The organism is Sphingobacterium suaedae, assembly GCF_042684625.1.
Lineage (GTDB): Bacteria > Bacteroidota > Bacteroidia > Sphingobacteriales > Sphingobacteriaceae > Sphingobacterium > Sphingobacterium suaedae.
Map to the genome: position 1 here is coordinate 1,069,496 of NZ_JBHULR010000003.1, position 17,380 is coordinate 1,086,875.

A 17,380-nucleotide genomic window follows, 5' to 3' on the forward strand; every position below is an offset into this window, starting at 1 on the left:
TGTCGGATCCTAGGTCGTCTAATTAGATCCATAATCCAATAAATAAACCAAAATCTAGAAAGAAATGAATAGCATAATCTTTAAGAACAGTATAAGGCATTTATTCAGGAATAAGCTCTATACAATCTTGAACGTTTTAGGATTGAGTATTGGCATAAGTGCCTGTTGGGTGATATACAAATTTGTAAGCTATGAACTCAGTTTTGAGAATGGAATAGAAAACAAGGAACACACCTATAGGTTAATTAGTAAGTTTGGGGAAGACGGAGAATTCAATTTTTCCGGAGGGATATCCAGTCCTATCTATTTTTATATGAAAGAGGAGCTGGCTGGAATAGAGCGAGTTGTTCCAGTCTTTAGGAGATACACTAAAAGTGTCCGGGTACCCCTAGATGAACGGGACGAAGGCAAAAAAGAATATTTTGACCTGACCGATCAGGAAATTATAAAAACGGAACCTAATTATTTTGACATGGTTCCGTATGAATGGTTGGCCGGGGATAAAAATACGGCATTGGACAATCCCTTCAAAGTGGTGCTGACGGACACCAGAGCGAAACATTATTTTCCCAATACATCCTACGAAAATATGTTGGGCAGGACATTGGTATATGACGATACCATTCAGGTGGCAGTAACAGGAGTGATTAAAACGCTGGATTTTCCAACTGAATTTAAAGGACAGGAATTCTTGCAATTGGATAAATCCAAATATGATCTGAGCTTGGGAAACTGGACGAATACCAATAATTCCGATATGGTATATTTTCAGACAGACGACGCACAAGCGGCGAATTTATCTTTAGCGAATGTGCAACAGAAGGTGAACGATAATTGGAAGAAATTTAAGCAGGAAAATAAAATCAATTTTACCTATAACCGCCAGATAGAGAAATTACCTCTCCTAGAATCGCATTTTGCAACAGATGTCAAAGATTCGGGCATTGATAAGACCAGTAAGAAAGTAATCTATGGGCTTATAGGAACGGCTATTTTCTTATTGGTCCTTGCGTGCATCAATTACGTTAACCTGACGACCGCTCAACTGCCACAGCGCAATAAGGAAATTGGAATTCGCAAAACGCTGGGAAGTAAAGCTGCGCACCTGATTCTTCAAATGATGCTGGAAACTATGCTCGTAATAACTATGGCCATTGTCCTTTCGGGTGCGATATCACATTTTGCGATAAGCGCTTTAGAGGATTTCTTCAGCCGGGAAAGCATTCAGTTCCATAATCCAGTTAGCTTTGCTCTTTTCTTAGGAACTGTTCTGATATTTACTGTGCTACTGGCCGGCCTATACCCTTCTTGGATCATAACAAAGGTAAACGCAGTGAACATTTTCAGGAATAAGGGACAATTGCATGTGACGACAGAGAGGATCAACCTCAGAAAAGTACTGATCGTCTTTCAGTTTGTTGTGGCACAGGTATTCATTGTTTCTGCATTAATAATCGGGAAACAGATGAGTTTTACCATCCATAAAGACCTAGGATTCAACAAAGATGCTGTTATTACGACAGAAATCCCTTATAAATTAAGGAATTCTGAAAATTATAGTACGAAAAGAAAAACATTGATTGAAGAACTGAGGACGATTCCAGGCATTAAGAATGTCAGCTTAGGTGAAAAACCTATGGAGGATCAGGTGAGTTCATCTGTATTTAACCATATCACGCCAGGCGTCAATGAGCCCGAAATGCAGCGGATATTTTTAAAATCGGTAGACACGGCCTACCTAGAGCTATATGACCTAGAGCTGGTTGCCGGTCAAAATCTTTTACCTTCCGACACGGTAAGTTCTTTTGTGATCAATGAAAGTGCCGTTACCATGTTTGGGTTCAAATCTCCCGAAGATGCTATTGGAAAGATTATAGGTCAGGGAAAAAGGCGTTTCCCGATAATGGGGGTAATAAAGGACTTTCATATCACCAGTTTCTATACTGTCATAGAGCCGATGGCTTTGAGAAGCTATACCGCGAATGTCAACACTATCAATATTAAATTTGAGGCCAATAAGAGCGGGCAGATTCCTGAATTGATTGATCTGGTCAATAAGAAATGGAACCAATTCTTTCCTCAGGAGGAATTCAATTACACGTTTTATGACGATAGTATCGCAGAACTTTATATAAAAGAACAGCAGCTCCTAAAATTGACGAATATCAGTACCGCCATAGCAATTTTGATCAGTTGCTTAGGCTTGTTCGGATTGGCAACGATCATAGCCTACCAACGGAGTAAAGAGATCGGTATCCGTAAAGTACTGGGTGCTTCAATCTCGGGCATAGTCAGCTTACTATCCAAGGATTTCGTGAAAATGGTATTGATTGCCATCCTTATTGCCTCACCTATAGTTTGGTGGGGATGTAATAAATGGCTCGAAGATTTTGTTTATAAAATTGAGATCTCTTGGATTCCTTTTGGTTTTGGAGGCTTGATCGCTGTTACGGCAGCATTATTGACAGTGAGCTATCAGGCATTGAAAGCGGCAAAAGTCAATCCCGTTGAAAGTTTAAGGGATGAATAAACAATGTGATACGATCAAGATGATGATGCTGTAAATTGTGACATCGTTTCATTTTCACGGCCGAAGACAAACCCGTGTTTTTAGTACTTTGCATGGTCAAGTCCTCGGTTTGCCAAAATCTCCATGGCTTTCGGCGGAGAGTGTATCCGTTTCAGCATGCCCGGATTAAATTGTGCGGTTTCGCTTTGTACCTACATCGACAGGCTTTTTAAAACATCGGATGCGGGTTCGCCGAAATCTCGGGTACATTTTCGTGCACATCCCAGTGTTCGACTATTTTTCCTCCCTGCAGACGGAATATATCGATAGTAGATTTAAGAGACCCATCTTTGTTTCTATTTTTGATATGGATGAATACTAGGTCGCCCTCAGCCGCTATATGCTGTACATCCACCTTAATTTTCTCTGCGCCCTGAAACCACGTTGCCGCTGCCGCTTTAAATGCCTCTGCTCCATCAGCCACTTTCGGATTATGTTGAATATAGTTTTTGTCAATATACCGATCGACCGCCGATATGTCCCGATCTCCAAACATTTGTTGGTAAAAGTTCAAGACAACTTCCTTGTTTTTCTGCGCCTGTTCACGTTCCAAAAGATCGCTTTTCGTTGATGTTTCGCAGCTTGCTACTAACGTAAGAGCGAACATGCCGGCCAACATTTTCATCACGCCATTTATCATAAAATTACATATTTTAAGTAGAGCACCTAGCGATGCAACATGTCGTATTATTTCGTTTTAGGCGAAACGAATAGACCGGTTGTCCCCATGATCATCCTTCGGCTATCGTCCAATTAAGCCAGCTATGTCAAACATAACTGGCTTTTCACTAGCATTGGGGTTCAAACAAACTCCCATGAATAACTTCCCAAAGTTAATGCGCCATGGTGAATTTTAAGATATCAAAATCAATCCATTTGTTGCAAAATTCCACACTGGCATCAAACAAAAAGGTTCGGGGGTTTACCGTATCATATGCAAACGTGATATCGTTTCTTGATGTTCACAAAGTAGACAGCACCGTTCATTTTTGCGGGATAACAGGAGCTTATCCAATAAAAAAGGCACGTATTTATACTTTTTTAGTTATTGAAATCCATCCGATAATTGTGAAATTCTTGATTATCTCCACCCTTCAAAAAAAAAATGTCATAAATTAACAATCCAAATATACGTTTAGTGTTGAACATAAAAACAAGTATGTAAAATACTATACGCTGATTTGAATAAAGCGAATTTCCTGGATTATTCCATAATACGACTGCCTCGAAGAGATCGTGTCCTAATTATGAATAATAAAAGAAATATCTAAAATATGAAACAGATAGTATCACCCAATAATCAACCCAAACGGCATAACATAAGCGACATGGACTCGAGCCTGAAAATTCTGGAGGTTCTGTGTACTAAAACGGCGATGCGGCTCGGCATGATACGAAGAAAAAACGAAGGGATGTGGCACAACTGGTGTACTTATGATAGCTATAGAAATCACGTAAATATTGGGGAACTCGAAAACTACACGACGCTATTTTCGCACGTCCGCAAAGGCCTTGATCCCGTCTTCATAAAGGATATCGATCATTGCGAAAACTGCGAATGGAAACAAATATTGAGGGATTTTGGTTTAAAAAGTTATATATCCTACCCTATACTAGATGACAACCGTTCCATTATTGGACACTTAAGTTTTATGGATAAACAGCCCGTTCATTTTGACAAAAACAAACTGGAAGCTCTGTTACCAATTTTAGGTAGTCTGATTGCGATTGACTTTCGATCTGTAAGCAAAGTAAGACGGATCCAAAAACTACTGACAGATGAACGCGAACATGGCAAAAAAAGAGAAATAATATGGGCAACACTTGCGCATGATATCAAAAATCCATTATCTGCCATCAGGTTAGTATCACAATGCCTGCGTGATAAGATAGGCGACCACAAACTCAGCAACATGGCCAATACAATTTTAGAATCCTGCCAGCGTGTGAAAGAGACCGTCGACGATATACTTGATTTCAGTGCTATAAAATTTTCAGACGGACTTGTGGGCACTAGAGAACTAGTCGATATCCATCGTTTATTACAGCAGATCCTACGTGAGTACCATTCTCAAAGCGACCAATTAAAAATTGTGAAAATGGATGTCCCGTTTCCGATCATGTGCAATAAAAATAAAATGGGGCGAGCATTTGCCAACCTGATCAGCAATGCCTTAAGACATGGCAAACAAGGACGGGATATATGGATTGAATCGTGTATTCGGGATGACAATTTTATCTTTAGTGTCGAAAACGATACGGATCCAATTTCCGCTTCAGTCCTTGATCGTCTTTTCGTCCCGTTCGTTCGCGGAGCAAACAGTACCGGCATCGGTCTTGGGTTGTATATTACCCAGGAAATCGCAAAAATGCATGGAGGAAAAACTGAGACAAGTGTCCGAAAGGGAAAACTAGCTATCCGTATGGTTATCCCTGTCAAACAATCGCCGGCGGAAGACACCGAGCGTCGGGGCAACCATTGATTTACGCAACAAGATACCCTCTAGATGGAGTCATCCAAAAACGTATAATCCCCATTTGCAGTATGCTGTTTGCAACAAACAGCGTATAGTTTGAAGCTTCGCCCATACGAAAGTCGGCTTGCAGCTCATCCTTTTGGATTATACCAAGGTGTATGGTGACACAACGCGCATGAAAATTGACACAGCAGATGCGTTGTGCGACAAGCAGCTCATGTTCGTTCACCAACAGCATGTGTTCGTCGACTATGCACACCTATATGGTCACACAACACGGATACATGTTCTTAGCACATAATCTGTTTAACACCGAACGTGCACACATTGCCGACAAAGCAATATGCAACGGTTCAGACAGCATACTGCGAGGTTTAAACAGGATGCTGTTTTTCCTACTGAAATCGTGCAAAGCCACGCTGTGAAATCTGTTTTTTCGTTGATTTTCTTCCTGTACGGGCAGCGAACCGTCTCTAGAACACCTATGGTGTTCAAACAGCCGCCGTGGTTTTTACGGCTTTCTTTTTACATTTCGTTTGTTCGTCGCATTGCCCACCTTACGCCCATCTATGCCTTCTTGTTTGCTTCCCAGATACCGCTTATCGAGCAACATATGGAGTAACCGATCAAGCAGGGCGACTACAAAAAAAATATTAAGCGATGATGATCTCTATATCTTGCGCTTTAAAATCCTCCTGATATCTCATATCGATGTCACTATCGGTTACAATGTAATGAATGAGAGAAAGCGCGCCCAGACTGGCAAACGATGTTCTGCCAAATTTATCGGAATCCGCTACCACGTATGTCGTCTCCGCTGCATCGATCATGGCTTTCTTTACGACGAGATCACTTAAACTCGGATAAGTTAAACCTGATCGTAAAGATAAACCGGCTGTCGCTAAAAAGAGCTTTTGTACATTGATTCCCACGAAAAAATCGGCAGCCTTTTGTCCCGTTAAGGACAAAGTAGGTGGTTTAAACTCCCCTCCGGTCATGATGACATCTATCCCCGACTCCGCACCGAGCATCAACGCGATATTTAACGCATTGGTAATTACGGTAAGGCTTTTTCGACCAATTAATTTTTTTGCAATTTCCGTTGTGGTAGAACCTGAGTCAAGAATAATCGTATCTCCTTCATCAATCAGTTCCGCGCACTTACGCGCGATCAATTCTTTCTTTTCCAGATTGTCTTGGTTAGAAATGGTAATCGATTGTACTTGATCTTTAATATTTTTGAGGAAAGCACCACCGTGTGATTTGGTGATCATATCGTCCCGTTCCAATTTGTCCAAATCCTGCCGTATAGTAACTTCGGTTACCTTGAAGATCTTTGCCAGATCGATGACCTTGGCGGAACCATCCTCTTTCAATAACTCCAAAATTTTTTCCCGACGTTGGTGCGCTAGCATAGAAACAGATTTCGTTTAGGATACAAACATATAAATTTTTTGCTTTATTTTCAATTTAAGTAAATATCATAAAAAATAAAAAACAAAACTCCTTTCGAATATTTTTTATTTTTTTCTTTTTTTTATTTTTATTTATGATTTTGGTTTCTATATTTGAAATAGAGATTGGCTACCACATGAATATCCATGGCGTTCCAAAAATAAACCAGACGGGTATACCGTGAGCGCATACATATACTGCCAAAATAAAAATACAAAAAGAGAGATAATAATAACCAAGTAAACTTTAAACAAATCCGAATGGCGAACAACACGAGTATCGGCGTAATCATTGGTAATCGAGACTTCTTTCCAGACAGTTTAGTAGCGGCATGCCGCACAGAGGTGCTATCCACATTGGAAGAACATGGGATCAATGCCATATTGCTGGATACGGATAAAACCAAGATGGGCGGTGTAGAATCCTTCAGGGATGCTTCCATTTGTGCGCAACTTTTTAAACAACACCAAGATACCATCGCAGGCGTTATCGTTATATTACCCAACTTTGGCGACGAACGAGGTATTGCCGAAACGCTAAAACTGGCTAACCTTGATGTCCCAGTGCTTGTACAGGCTTATCCAGATGACCTGGATAAGCTAGACGTCGCGAGAAGGCGTGACGCCTGGTGTGGTAAAATATCGGTTTGCAACAACCTATACCAATATGGAATCAAGTATTCGCTTACCTCAAAGCACGTGGTACACCCAAAGGATCCTAGCTTTTCGACAGATTTAAAACAGTTCATCGGTGTATGTCGTGTGGTAAAAGGTTTACGGAATATGCGTATTGGCGCTATCGGTGCGCGTCCAGGGGGATTCAACACTGTACGGTACAGTGAAAAAATTCTGCAGAGACACGGAATAACGGTGGTGACAACAGATTTATCTGAAATCTTAGGTCAAGCAAACAGGCTACATCACACCGACCCAATTGTCAAAGACCGCTTGGAACAAATCAGATCCTATGCTCCTACAGGCTTAACACCAGACGAAGCCCTTTATCAAATCGCAAAGCTAGATGTTGTACTTAATCAGTTTATGGACGAACACGTACTGGATGCAACGGCGATACAATGTTGGACATCGTTGCAGAAAAATTATGGCTGCAATGTCTGTACCAGCATGAGTATAATGAGTGAAAATATGCTTCCGAGTGCATGTGAAGTAGATGTTACAGGTACCTTGACGATGTATGCCATGCAGCTAGCTTCGGGAAGTCCCAGCGCTTTAGTAGATTGGAACAATAACTACGCACAGGATGACGAAAAATGTGTGTTGTTTCACTGTGGCAATTGGGCTAAATCTTTCCTACCCGATATCGAAATAAGCAATGCTCCTATTCTTGGCACTTCAGTGGGCGTTGAAAATACATATGGCGCGCTTTCTGGCCGAACTCCTGCCATGCCACTCACATATGGACGTATTAGTACCGATGATGTTCGAGGTGTGATAAAAGCATACGTTGGCGAAGGAGAATTGACGAACGACACCCTGGATACTTTCGGAAACAGGGCAGTCGCACAGATCAACGATCTACAGGGGCTGATGCACTATGTCTGTCGCAATGGATTTGAACACCATGTGGTAATGAATGCATCCAATACAGCTGGTATCCTGAAGGAGGCTTTCGGAAATTATTTGGGCTGGGAAATATACGAACACGGAAAAAAAATATAAAATGAATATCAGCGAGTTAGAAAAAAAGTCAGTAGCATACCGTAAGCGCATTATCGAATACATTTATGGCGCTAAAGCAGGTCACACCGGAGGTAGCCTGTCCTGCATAGATATATTGAATGTTCTGTATAACGACGTTTTACATGTTACACCGGATTCGTTCGACGCGCCAAACCGAGATCGTTATATCCAAAGCAAAGGGCACTGCGTCGAAGCGCTGTATGCCGTGCTTGCCGACAAGGGTTTCTTTCCGAGCAGTGATCTGGACAACCTGTGTTCGTACAAGTCGCATTACATTGGACATCCGACACGAAAAATCCATGGGGTCGAACAAAATACGGGAGCATTGGGACATGGATTGCCCATTAGTGCGGGAATAGCCCTGTCTGGCAAAATGGATAACAGATCCTACCGAGTGTTTACCCTATTGGGCGATGGAGAGCTTTCGGAAGGTTCCAACTGGGAAGCTGCTCTAACCGCCGCGCACTACAACTTAGATAATCTGTGTGCGATTATCGATTCAAATAAATTACAGATATCAGGAACGACGGCCGAGGTGTGTAACACCGAACCTATCGACGCCAAATTCGAAAGCTTCGGATGGGCTGTCCGGCATGTGAACGGCAACGATGTTGGGGCTTTACAAGCCATCTTTCGATCATTGCCTTTCGAAAAAGAAAAGCCCAGCCTAATCATCGCGCATACGACCAAGGGCAAAGGAATCAGTTTTATGGAAAATCAATTAAAATGGCATCATGGAGTGCCTTCTGAAACAGAATATGTTCAGGCCATGAACGAACTCTCGCTCCTTGAAAAATCATTGTAACACCTAATAAGTAAAAAAAATTGGAAACAGTAATGGAAACCTCGACAAATCCTGGACGCGCAAATCTCGAAGTCTTTTCCCAAACACTACAACAAATGGCCCGCCTAGACAAAGATCTCCTTGTAGTTACAAGCGACTCGCGAGGTTCTGGTAAACTCGTACCGTTTGGGCAGGAATACCCGAGACAAATCGTTGAAATTGGCATTGCAGAACAGAATCTAGTAGGAGTTGCAGCAGGCCTAGCTTCTACAGGGAAGAAAGTATTTGCCGTATCCCCAGCTTGCTTCTTAACCGCTCGGGCTCTCGAACAAATTAAGAACGACGTCGCCTATTCGGACAATCCAGTGAAACTTATTGGAATCAGCGCAGGTGTAAGTTATGGCGCGCTGGGATCAACGCATCACAGCTTACATGACTTCGCCGCCCTGCGGGCCATCCATAACATTACGATTGTTGCTCCTGCAGATAACTATGAGACCGAGATGGCGATTCGATTGGCACAACAGGCCGAAAAACCCTTTTATATCCGATTTGGAAAAAAACCAATGCCAAATCTCCCAAACAACGAACACTTTGCCTTCGGAAAAGGTCGTACCCTTTGTTTTGGTGAAGATATCGTTTTTATTGCAACTGGAGAGGCTGTTAATCCGGCCTACGAAGCCGCAAAACTACTTAAACACGCTAATATCCAGGCCACGGTAGTTAGTATGCATACCATAAAACCATTGGACACGGAGCTCATCCGCGAAGTGGCCGCCTTGGGCGCCCCTATTATTACCGTCGAAGAACACAGCATATATGGAGGCTTGGGAGAAGCATGTGCTGCTTTTCTTTTGGAACATGGCTACCGCAACAAATTCAAGATCGTAGGTATCCCCGACGAATATACCGTGACAGGCTCCCAACAGGAAATTATGGATCACTATGGAATATCCCCAGAAGGCCTCCATTCTGCCGCTAAGAAACTACTGGATAAATCCGAAAGTCAATAGACTTTTGACCGCTTATAAACAATAACCAAAAACGATAAATATGAGGATGATCACATTCATTCTTTTGTGTATGACACTATGTCTGCAGGCTTGCAAACAGTCGGCAGACAGAAAAGAATCGAAGCAAATTGCCATTATAGTATCTACGTTAAATAATCCATGGTTCGTTGTACTTGCGGAAAGTGCCGCAAAGAAAGCCAACGAAATGGGCTATGAGGCGCGAATATTTGATTCACAAAACAACACGGCTCTGGAGGCTGATCATTTCGAAAATGCGATAGCTTCTCAATTTGACGCTATCCTGTTCAATTGCACCGATGCCGATGGTTCTATTGGGAATGTTGAAAAAGCGAAAGCTGCAGGCATCCCCGTTTTCTGTATGGACAGAGAGGTCAACTCCGTAGACGCCCCCACCACACAGATCCTTTCCGACAGTTACTCGGGATGCATTTCCATAGGCAAATATTTCGTTCAGCAACTCAACAAGAAAGGCAAATATGTGGAATTGCTCGGACTTGTTGGGGATAACAACACGTGGAACCGTTCGAAGGGTTTCCATAGCGTGGTGGACAACTATCCCGATTTAGTTATGGTCGCGCAGCAAAGCGGAGATTTTGATCGCAATAAAGCCATGGAGGTTCTGGAATCCATCCTACAAGCCCATCCAGATATCGATGCCGTATTCTGCGGCAACGATGCGATGGCTATGGGCGCCTATCAAGCCCTATTCGTGGCGGGCAAAGCGGACAAAGTAAAGGTTTTTGGTTTTGATGGCTCTGCGGATGTTCTAACTGCAATTAAAGAAAACAAGATTGCGGCCACGGGGATGCAACATCCTGTTCTTATGGCAGAGACTGCTGTGCAATATGCCGGTGAGTATTTCAAGGGTAAGACGGAATTCCCGAAGAAAGTCCCTGTGTCTGTCGAATTGGTAACCAAAGCTAATGTGAACAACTACCTTTAGTAGCATGAAAAAAAAATCAATGTTGTGGATTATAGCAGTACTGTTGGCTTTTGTTGTCATCAAACAGTCCTTCTATATCAAAAAGCTTGATGAGCTTCAAGCGTCCTTAACCCTATCTTCATTTGATGCCGCGACTTACGTCGATACGCTGTGGCAAGAAAAGCTTCCAAAAGCACTTGCTACAGCCGTACCCCTTCAAGTCATATTGAATGGATTAAACCAGAATCCAAGCCAGACTATTGAAAAATATTCTAAGGGTATGGGGATAGGATATATACGGTATTTTTTGGTAAAAGGAACGGCCGCAATAGTAAGCAACAAGACGGATGCAACTCTTTTACAATTGGAGGGTGATCAATCCGCGTCACACTTACTATTGCAAACGGAATATATCTATGGAAACGCCGCTAGAGATGCGAGCGGATTGGTCGATATGACCACCTTTAAAAACACCAATGAACTCAATTTAGTTTCCCAGGAAATCAATAACCGTATCCGAGAAAAAGTGCTCCAACCATACAAAGCCCATCAAGATCGTGCAGAAAAGGTCGAATTTGTTGCGGCTATCGAAATAAACAGTAAGTTTCCGAGCACCGATCCTATCGAAATGATTCCACTAAACCTCCAAATCGTGGACAAATAGGTGTACTATGCTACAGATAAAAAACATAACAAAGAGGTTCCCGGGTGTTGTGGCTCTTCAGGATATCAGTCTTGAAATTAAACAAGGCGAAGTATTGGCCGTAATCGGTGAAAACGGTGCTGGCAAATCCACGCTTATGAAAATACTTTCGGGGGTCTACAGCGAATACGAAGGTGAAATCAAGATCGACCAAGACGTCGTTCGTTTCGCTAGTCCGCGAGAAGCCGAGGAAGCTGGAATAGCCATTATTCACCAAGAACTCAATCTCATCCCTTCCCTCAGTATTACCGAAAACATCTTTTTGGGTCGGGAGCTGTTAACGAGCTGGGGCAGCCTTGATAAAAAAAGAATGCGTCGTGAAACGGCTGGTCTATTGGCGAAATTACGGCTAATGGTAGATCCCGATATGCCGATTCAAGATCTTAAGGTGGGGCAACAACAAGTCGTTGAAATGGCAAAGGCGTTACTGGTCGAATCAAAAATAATTATCATGGACGAACCGACCTCAGCCATAAGCGACAATGAAGTCAAAGTACTTTTCGATATTATTCAAGATCTACGAAACGAAGGTAAAGCAATCATCTATATCTCGCATAAATTAGAGGAGCTGTTTCACATTGCCGATAGCTATGTGGTGCTTCGCGACGGCCGAATGATTGAACACGGCAAAATGGCCGGTATGCAAACAGATGACGTGATTCAAAAAATGGTGGGCCGAAAGATAACACTTGTGAATCGAGGAAGCAACTGCCTGCAAGAGCGGATATTGCTTCAAGTAAAAAACCTTTATCTCAAACGAACTGATAAAGTTGACAGTGTTCTGTTAGACAATATCAATTTATGCCTGTATAGTGGTGAAATATTGGGCATATTTGGACTCATGGGAGCAGGACGAACCGAGCTCATGGAGACATTATTCGGACAGCATCCACGTCATACATCCGGCGAAATCTATGTAAACGACATCCGGCGGAAAATTCGGTCGGCGGCCGATGCCACGCGCTCGGGAATTGCCCTTGTGCCGGAAGACCGTAAAAAAGACGGCTTAATACTGGGGCTCGACGTTAAAAAGAACATTGAGTTAACGACACTTAAAGATTTAGAATCCGCGATTGGTCTTTTAGACATGAACAAGGAACAAGATCTAGCTGATCTTTATATTACGAACCTTCGCATAAAAACATCATCTTGCAGTCAGCTGGCCGGAAACCTCAGCGGCGGTAATCAGCAGAAGATCGTCTTGGCCAAGTGGCTAGCAACCCACCCTACGATTTTGCTACTTGATGAACCAACGCGGGGCATAGACATACATGCTAAAAACGAAATATACAAACTCATGATTTCACTGGCTGAAAAAGGCATTGGCATTATCATGGTTTCCTCTGAACTTCCCGAGATACTTGCTGTATCAGACCGCATCTTGGTAATGGCTGAAGGTAAGATAACTGCCGAATTACGAACAAACGAAGTAAACGAGGCCGATATACTGAAAGCGGCTATTCCTAAAACCTAACATTTAACAGCCCCATGGACCTTCAGAATTATAAACCATACCTCGTCAAATTTCAATCACTTATTGCCCTGATACTGTTGTGTATCGGAATTAGTTTATTGTCCGACAGATTTCTAACCATGGAAAATGGATGGAATGTGATGCGGCAAATTTCCGTGAACATCTGTATTTCCGTAGGCATAACCCTGGTGGTAATCACCGCGGGAATCGATCTTTCTGTAGGATCCATTCTAGCGCTGAGCGGAGCCGTTGCAGCCGGTCTGATTAAAGACGGGATAGCGCTAGAATCCGCTAACCTATACATCGGATTTACTGTTACGGGAGCGGTACTCGGTGCTCTAGTAACCGGAACCGTACTTGGCACATTTAACGGTTGGGTAATCACACGGTTTAAGGTTCCCCCTTTTGTCGCCACCTTAGCGATGCTTACTATTGCTCGAGGACTGACATTGTTGTATACTAAGGGGTTCCCCATATCCGGACTCGGGGATAATTTCGCATACCTCGGCACGGGCTGGCTATTCGGCATACCCGTCCCCGTTTGGATAGCTGGATGTGTGGTCCTTTTTGCGATTGTCGTGATGACCAAAACACGCCTAGGACGATATATCTATGCTATTGGTGGCAACGAAAGTGCTGCTCGCCTTTCCGGTATTAATATTACCAAAGTCAAAATCATAGTCTATGGTTTTGCAGGCTTACTCGCTGGCGTAGGTGGTGTACTGGTGACATCCCGATTGAATAGCGCTCAACCGAATGCAGGCATAAATTACGAATTGGATGCCATTGCTGCTGTCGTCATCGGAGGCACGTCGTTATCAGGCGGAAGAGGAAAGATAATGGGAACGGTCCTAGGAGCTATCATCATCGGTGTTTTAAACAACGGTCTTGTCCTTTTAAATGTTTCTCCGTTTTGGCAGCAGGTCGTAAAAGGAGCTGTTATTCTCCTCGCCGTCATTATCGACAAATCAAACGCAAAAAACCGTTAACCATGTCAAAGTTCATTCTCGCAATAGATCAAGGCACAAGCGGGACAAAGGCCTTAATTTTCAACGAACAAGGTCGTTCTGTGGCCCGAGGTTCCGTGCCGTTGAAGACCATCTATCTAGCAGGCGGTTTTGTTGAACAAGACCCCGAGGATATCTACCAAAATGTACGTTCTGCGGTCAGGGACTGCATAAAGGAGTTCACGTCAAAAGGTCACCAATCCTCGGATATCATCACCTGTGGGATTTCCAACCAACGAGAGACTTTCGTACTCTGGGACGGTACCGGATCGCCCTTGCTTAACGCCATCGTTTGGCAATGCAAACGTTCGACACATATCTGCAAAACGTGGATAGAGCATGGATACGACGCCGTCATCCGTGAGAAGACGGGGTTATTGGCGGATCCTTACTTTTCAGCTTCAAAAATTGTGTGGGTTTCAGAAAATCACGAACATGTGCGCGCTGCCCTGAACAAAAACAGCACGTTTTTCGGTACGGTTGACACCTGGTTATTATATAGACTGTCGGGTAGACAAGCCTATAAAACAGATCATACAAATGCTTCGCGGACGATGCTTATGAATCTAGAAACATTGGCATGGGATCAAGATATCCTTCGCGATCTGGACCTAACAAAGTTACAACTACCGATCATACAACCGTCTTCTTCACACTTCGGCTACACCGATTTCGAAGGGATACTGCCTGCCGCTATTCCTATTGACGCAATGATCGGGGATTCTCATGCGGCCGCTTTCGGCGAAGGCTGCTTCGATCACGGCACTGCAAAAGTAACATTAGGTACAGGTTGTTCTATCCTCATGAATGTCGGGTCACGTATGCAGCCATCGAAGACTGGGCTGGTATCGACTATCTGTTACAGCATGGGCGATCACATTAGCTACGCACAGGAAGGTGTAATTGTATCGTGCGGAGCTACACTTGAATGGTTCAAAAATGAATTGGGTATTTTAAATAGCACTCACGAAGCAGAACAGATGGCCCTGACGGTGAACGACAGTCAAGGCGTCTTTGTCATTCCAGCCTTTAGCGGCTTAGGCGCACCCTATTGGGATATGCATAGGCGTGCCGAAATAAAAGGCCTTTCGTTCTCTTCGAATAAAAATCATATCGTACGCGCAGCCTTAGAGTCGATACCATTCCAGATAAATGACGTCCTTCAAACGATGGAAACAGATACTGGAATCTCCCTGAACGAAATACGAGTTAACGGCGGAATAACGGCGAATGGTTTTGTTATGCAATGTTTAGCAAATCTGGTCACCCCAATTGTCATGCACGCGGATCAACCCGATATTTCTGCCCTCGGTGCCGCGTATTTGGCAGGCTTGCAACGTGGAATCTGGAAGTCTGTGGACGACATTCGCCCCTACTTCCAGCACAAAACGGTTGGCCTGGGCCAAGATAAGAACGTGAAAGAGCTATATCAGCAGTGGAAAACACATATGATGCCTTAAATAACCCACTCTGTATAACCTGATTTTATGATTATGAAAAAACAACCGTATCTCAAATTCTATGATGATCCTACGAAACAGATGCGCATGCGCATTATTGGGTTTCTGTTTGCCATCATGTCCTTAAATTTGCTGTTTGCCGCCCGTGCACAAGATAAGATCGAGGTTTGGGGTCGGTATGAAGTCACTTTCGAAACGAAAACATCCAACAATCCCTTCAACGTAGAAGTAGAAGCCACGTTCACCAACGGCGATACCTCAATGACCGTACAGGGATTTTATGACGGGGATGACGTTTACCGGATTCGCTTTATGCCCATTCGCACAGGTCGGTGGAGCTATGTAACCAAAAGTAAGGAGAAGCCGTTACATAATAAACGTGGATCGTTTTATTGCACCGAGGCTACGGGGCAAAACCGCGGAATGGTACACGTTGCAAACACCTATCAATTCCGCTATTCGAATGGCACGCACTATTATCCATTTGGTACGACGGCCTACGCCTGGACGCATATGAGCGATGATATGGAAAACAGAACCTTGGCCAGCTTAAAGAACGCCGGATTTAACAAAGTTCGCATGTGCGTTTTTCCAAAAAGTTATGATCTTGTGAAGGAAATACCTCCGCGCTATCCGTTCGAAATAAAACGTCAATCCACCAATAACAAAGGCAACACCAACATTGAATGGGATTATAGTAAATTTAACCCCGCATTTTTCCAGCACCTGGAAAAGCGAATTGCGCAACTCGACGAACTCGGTATTGAAGCTGATCTGATTCTCTTTCACCCGTATGACAAAGGCCGATGGGGCTTTGACGCACTGCCACGAGACGTGGATACGCGGTACCTGAAATACATCATGGCGAGGCTTTCGTCTTACAAGAATGTGTGGTGGTCGCTTGCAAACGAATGGAATTACCTCAAAGCAAAGTCGGTTGATGACTGGATGCACATCGCGCAAACGGTAAACGCCAACGATCCCTACAACCACCTACACTCTATTCATGGGGCAACAGCTACTTATTTTGACTATTGGAGACCCGAATTCAGCCACGTAAGCATTCAGGACGAGACACCCGTGCTCTCTACAGGTCCGGCAGCTATGCTTAGGCAAATTTATGGTAAACCGATCATCTGTGACGAAGTAGGCTACGAAGGCAATTTAAAATTTCGCTGGGGGCGGTACAGCCCGCAAACCATGACCAGACTTGTTCTGAATGGTGTTATGGCTGGAATCTACGTAACCCATGGAGATACGTATTTGTACACGGATGCTCGGGACACGGTATTTTGGGCGAAGGGTGGTAAATTTAGAGGGACAAGCTGGAAAAATATCGCATTTATCCGACAAGTGGTCGAAGCATGTCCCAACCCGCTCCAGATGGCCGATATATCGCGAGATTTTGAAACCAGTACCGCTGGTAAAGGCTACTACTTCGTGTACCCGGATGATTCAAGCTCAGAACGCTGGTCATTCAACTTACCTGCGAAAAATGCGACGTATGAAAAGCTGGCACCTGGAACACGATTTAAAGTGGACATCATCGATTTTGAATCCATGACCATTACACCGCTCCCGGAGGTCTTTGAAACCGGGCCCGAAAGAGACTACAGGCTGTATGATAAAGACCTCAAATCCGTTCGCATGCCGGGCAAACCCCTCATTGCTTTACGGGTGGTAGAAATCTGACGTGTTGATGGAAAAAGCCACAAGTACTCTACCTGCTGGCTTTTCATATTATGCATTCGCCCTGTTGAGATACGGTCAACGCACAGACCACGTAAGCCCCTAG

General features: G+C 43.6%; 14 protein-coding genes. 11 read left to right on the top strand and 3 right to left on the bottom strand.

Translation table 11 applies throughout. The features are described 5' to 3' along the window. The first annotated feature begins 64 nt into the window (after nucleotides 1-64). Nucleotides 65-2,530, top strand: coding sequence for an ABC transporter permease (locus ACFSR5_RS08110; protein ID WP_380902520.1), 2,466 nt, complete (start codon nucleotides 65-67; stop codon nucleotides 2,528-2,530). 208 nt (nucleotides 2,531-2,738) lie between these two features. On the opposite strand, the gene ACFSR5_RS08115 is transcribed toward ACFSR5_RS08110, so the two are convergent. Further along, the gene (locus ACFSR5_RS08115; protein WP_380902522.1) at nucleotides 2,739-3,209 is read right to left on the bottom strand and encodes a nuclear transport factor 2 family protein; all 471 of its coding nucleotides are present in this window, start codon (nucleotides 3,207-3,209) and stop codon (nucleotides 2,739-2,741) included. Between the two features lie 634 nt (nucleotides 3,210-3,843). Here ACFSR5_RS08115 and ACFSR5_RS08120 point away from each other — a divergent pair. Then, nucleotides 3,844-5,052: a GAF domain-containing sensor histidine kinase gene (locus tag ACFSR5_RS08120; protein ID WP_380902524.1), complete on the top strand. Its 1,209-nt coding sequence runs from the start codon at nucleotides 3,844-3,846 to the stop codon at nucleotides 5,050-5,052. A gap of 1 nt (nucleotide 5,053) precedes the next feature. Here the strand turns inward: ACFSR5_RS08120 and ACFSR5_RS08125 are convergent, their stop codons facing one another. Continuing rightward, on the bottom strand, nucleotides 5,054-5,284 hold the full coding sequence (locus ACFSR5_RS08125) for a hypothetical protein (RefSeq protein WP_380902526.1): 231 nt from the start codon (nucleotides 5,282-5,284) through the stop codon (nucleotides 5,054-5,056). Nucleotides 5,285-5,699: 415 nt separating this feature from the next. Next, entirely contained in the window at nucleotides 5,700-6,461 is a 762-nt protein-coding gene (locus ACFSR5_RS08130; protein ID WP_380902528.1) for a DeoR/GlpR family DNA-binding transcription regulator, read from the bottom strand. Between the two features lie 300 nt (nucleotides 6,462-6,761). On the opposite strand from ACFSR5_RS08130, the gene ACFSR5_RS08135 reads away from it, so the two are divergent. The 9 genes from ACFSR5_RS08135 to ACFSR5_RS08175 are packed head-to-tail and all read left to right on the top strand — an operon-like array spanning nucleotide 6,762 to nucleotide 17,277. Further along, a complete protein-coding gene (locus ACFSR5_RS08135; protein WP_380902530.1) occupies nucleotides 6,762-8,180 on the top strand; it encodes an L-fucose/L-arabinose isomerase family protein in 1,419 nt (472 codons plus the stop codon). A gap of 1 nt (nucleotide 8,181) precedes the next feature. Then, nucleotides 8,182-9,006: a transketolase gene (locus tag ACFSR5_RS08140; RefSeq protein WP_380902532.1), complete on the top strand. Its 825-nt coding sequence runs from the start codon at nucleotides 8,182-8,184 to the stop codon at nucleotides 9,004-9,006. A gap of 32 nt (nucleotides 9,007-9,038) precedes the next feature. Then, nucleotides 9,039-9,998, top strand: a complete 960-nt coding sequence (locus ACFSR5_RS08145) for a transketolase family protein (protein ID WP_380902534.1) — start codon at nucleotides 9,039-9,041, stop codon at nucleotides 9,996-9,998. 46 nt (nucleotides 9,999-10,044) lie between these two features. Beyond that, the gene (locus ACFSR5_RS08150; RefSeq protein WP_380902536.1) at nucleotides 10,045-10,962 is read left to right on the top strand and encodes a D-ribose ABC transporter substrate-binding protein; all 918 of its coding nucleotides are present in this window, start codon (nucleotides 10,045-10,047) and stop codon (nucleotides 10,960-10,962) included. A gap of 4 nt (nucleotides 10,963-10,966) precedes the next feature. Further along, nucleotides 10,967-11,605: a DUF2291 domain-containing protein gene (locus ACFSR5_RS08155; protein ID WP_380902538.1), complete on the top strand. Its 639-nt coding sequence runs from the start codon at nucleotides 10,967-10,969 to the stop codon at nucleotides 11,603-11,605. Nucleotides 11,606-11,612: 7 nt separating this feature from the next. Continuing rightward, entirely contained in the window at nucleotides 11,613-13,118 is a 1,506-nt protein-coding gene (locus ACFSR5_RS08160; RefSeq protein WP_380902540.1) for a sugar ABC transporter ATP-binding protein, read from the top strand. Nucleotides 13,119-13,132: 14 nt separating this feature from the next. Next, nucleotides 13,133-14,107: an ABC transporter permease gene (locus ACFSR5_RS08165; protein ID WP_380902542.1), complete on the top strand. Its 975-nt coding sequence runs from the start codon at nucleotides 13,133-13,135 to the stop codon at nucleotides 14,105-14,107. A gap of 2 nt (nucleotides 14,108-14,109) precedes the next feature. Then, nucleotides 14,110-15,585: an FGGY family carbohydrate kinase gene (locus ACFSR5_RS08170; RefSeq protein WP_380902544.1), complete on the top strand. Its 1,476-nt coding sequence runs from the start codon at nucleotides 14,110-14,112 to the stop codon at nucleotides 15,583-15,585. Between the two features lie 33 nt (nucleotides 15,586-15,618). Then, on the top strand, nucleotides 15,619-17,277 hold the full coding sequence (locus ACFSR5_RS08175) for a DUF5060 domain-containing protein (RefSeq protein WP_380902546.1): 1,659 nt from the start codon (nucleotides 15,619-15,621) through the stop codon (nucleotides 17,275-17,277). The last annotated feature ends 103 nt before the right edge of the window (nucleotides 17,278-17,380 follow it).

Coding starts and splice junctions, on each gene's coding strand:
- ACFSR5_RS08110 (WP_380902520.1), top strand. CDS start 65: ATGAATAGCATAATCTTTAAGAACAGTATAAGGCATTTATTCAGGAAT.
- ACFSR5_RS08115 (WP_380902522.1), bottom strand. CDS start 3,209: ATGATAAATGGCGTGATGAAAATGTTGGCCGGCATGTTCGCTCTTACG.
- ACFSR5_RS08120 (WP_380902524.1), top strand. CDS start 3,844: ATGAAACAGATAGTATCACCCAATAATCAACCCAAACGGCATAACATA.
- ACFSR5_RS08125 (WP_380902526.1), bottom strand. CDS start 5,284: ATGCTGTTGGTGAACGAACATGAGCTGCTTGTCGCACAACGCATCTGC.
- ACFSR5_RS08130 (WP_380902528.1), bottom strand. CDS start 6,461: ATGCTAGCGCACCAACGTCGGGAAAAAATTTTGGAGTTATTGAAAGAG.
- ACFSR5_RS08135 (WP_380902530.1), top strand. CDS start 6,762: ATGGCGAACAACACGAGTATCGGCGTAATCATTGGTAATCGAGACTTC.
- ACFSR5_RS08140 (WP_380902532.1), top strand. CDS start 8,182: ATGAATATCAGCGAGTTAGAAAAAAAGTCAGTAGCATACCGTAAGCGC.
- ACFSR5_RS08145 (WP_380902534.1), top strand. CDS start 9,039: ATGGAAACCTCGACAAATCCTGGACGCGCAAATCTCGAAGTCTTTTCC.
- ACFSR5_RS08150 (WP_380902536.1), top strand. CDS start 10,045: ATGATCACATTCATTCTTTTGTGTATGACACTATGTCTGCAGGCTTGC.
- ACFSR5_RS08155 (WP_380902538.1), top strand. CDS start 10,967: ATGAAAAAAAAATCAATGTTGTGGATTATAGCAGTACTGTTGGCTTTT.
- ACFSR5_RS08160 (WP_380902540.1), top strand. CDS start 11,613: ATGCTACAGATAAAAAACATAACAAAGAGGTTCCCGGGTGTTGTGGCT.
- ACFSR5_RS08165 (WP_380902542.1), top strand. CDS start 13,133: ATGGACCTTCAGAATTATAAACCATACCTCGTCAAATTTCAATCACTT.
- ACFSR5_RS08170 (WP_380902544.1), top strand. CDS start 14,110: ATGTCAAAGTTCATTCTCGCAATAGATCAAGGCACAAGCGGGACAAAG.
- ACFSR5_RS08175 (WP_380902546.1), top strand. CDS start 15,619: ATGAAAAAACAACCGTATCTCAAATTCTATGATGATCCTACGAAACAG.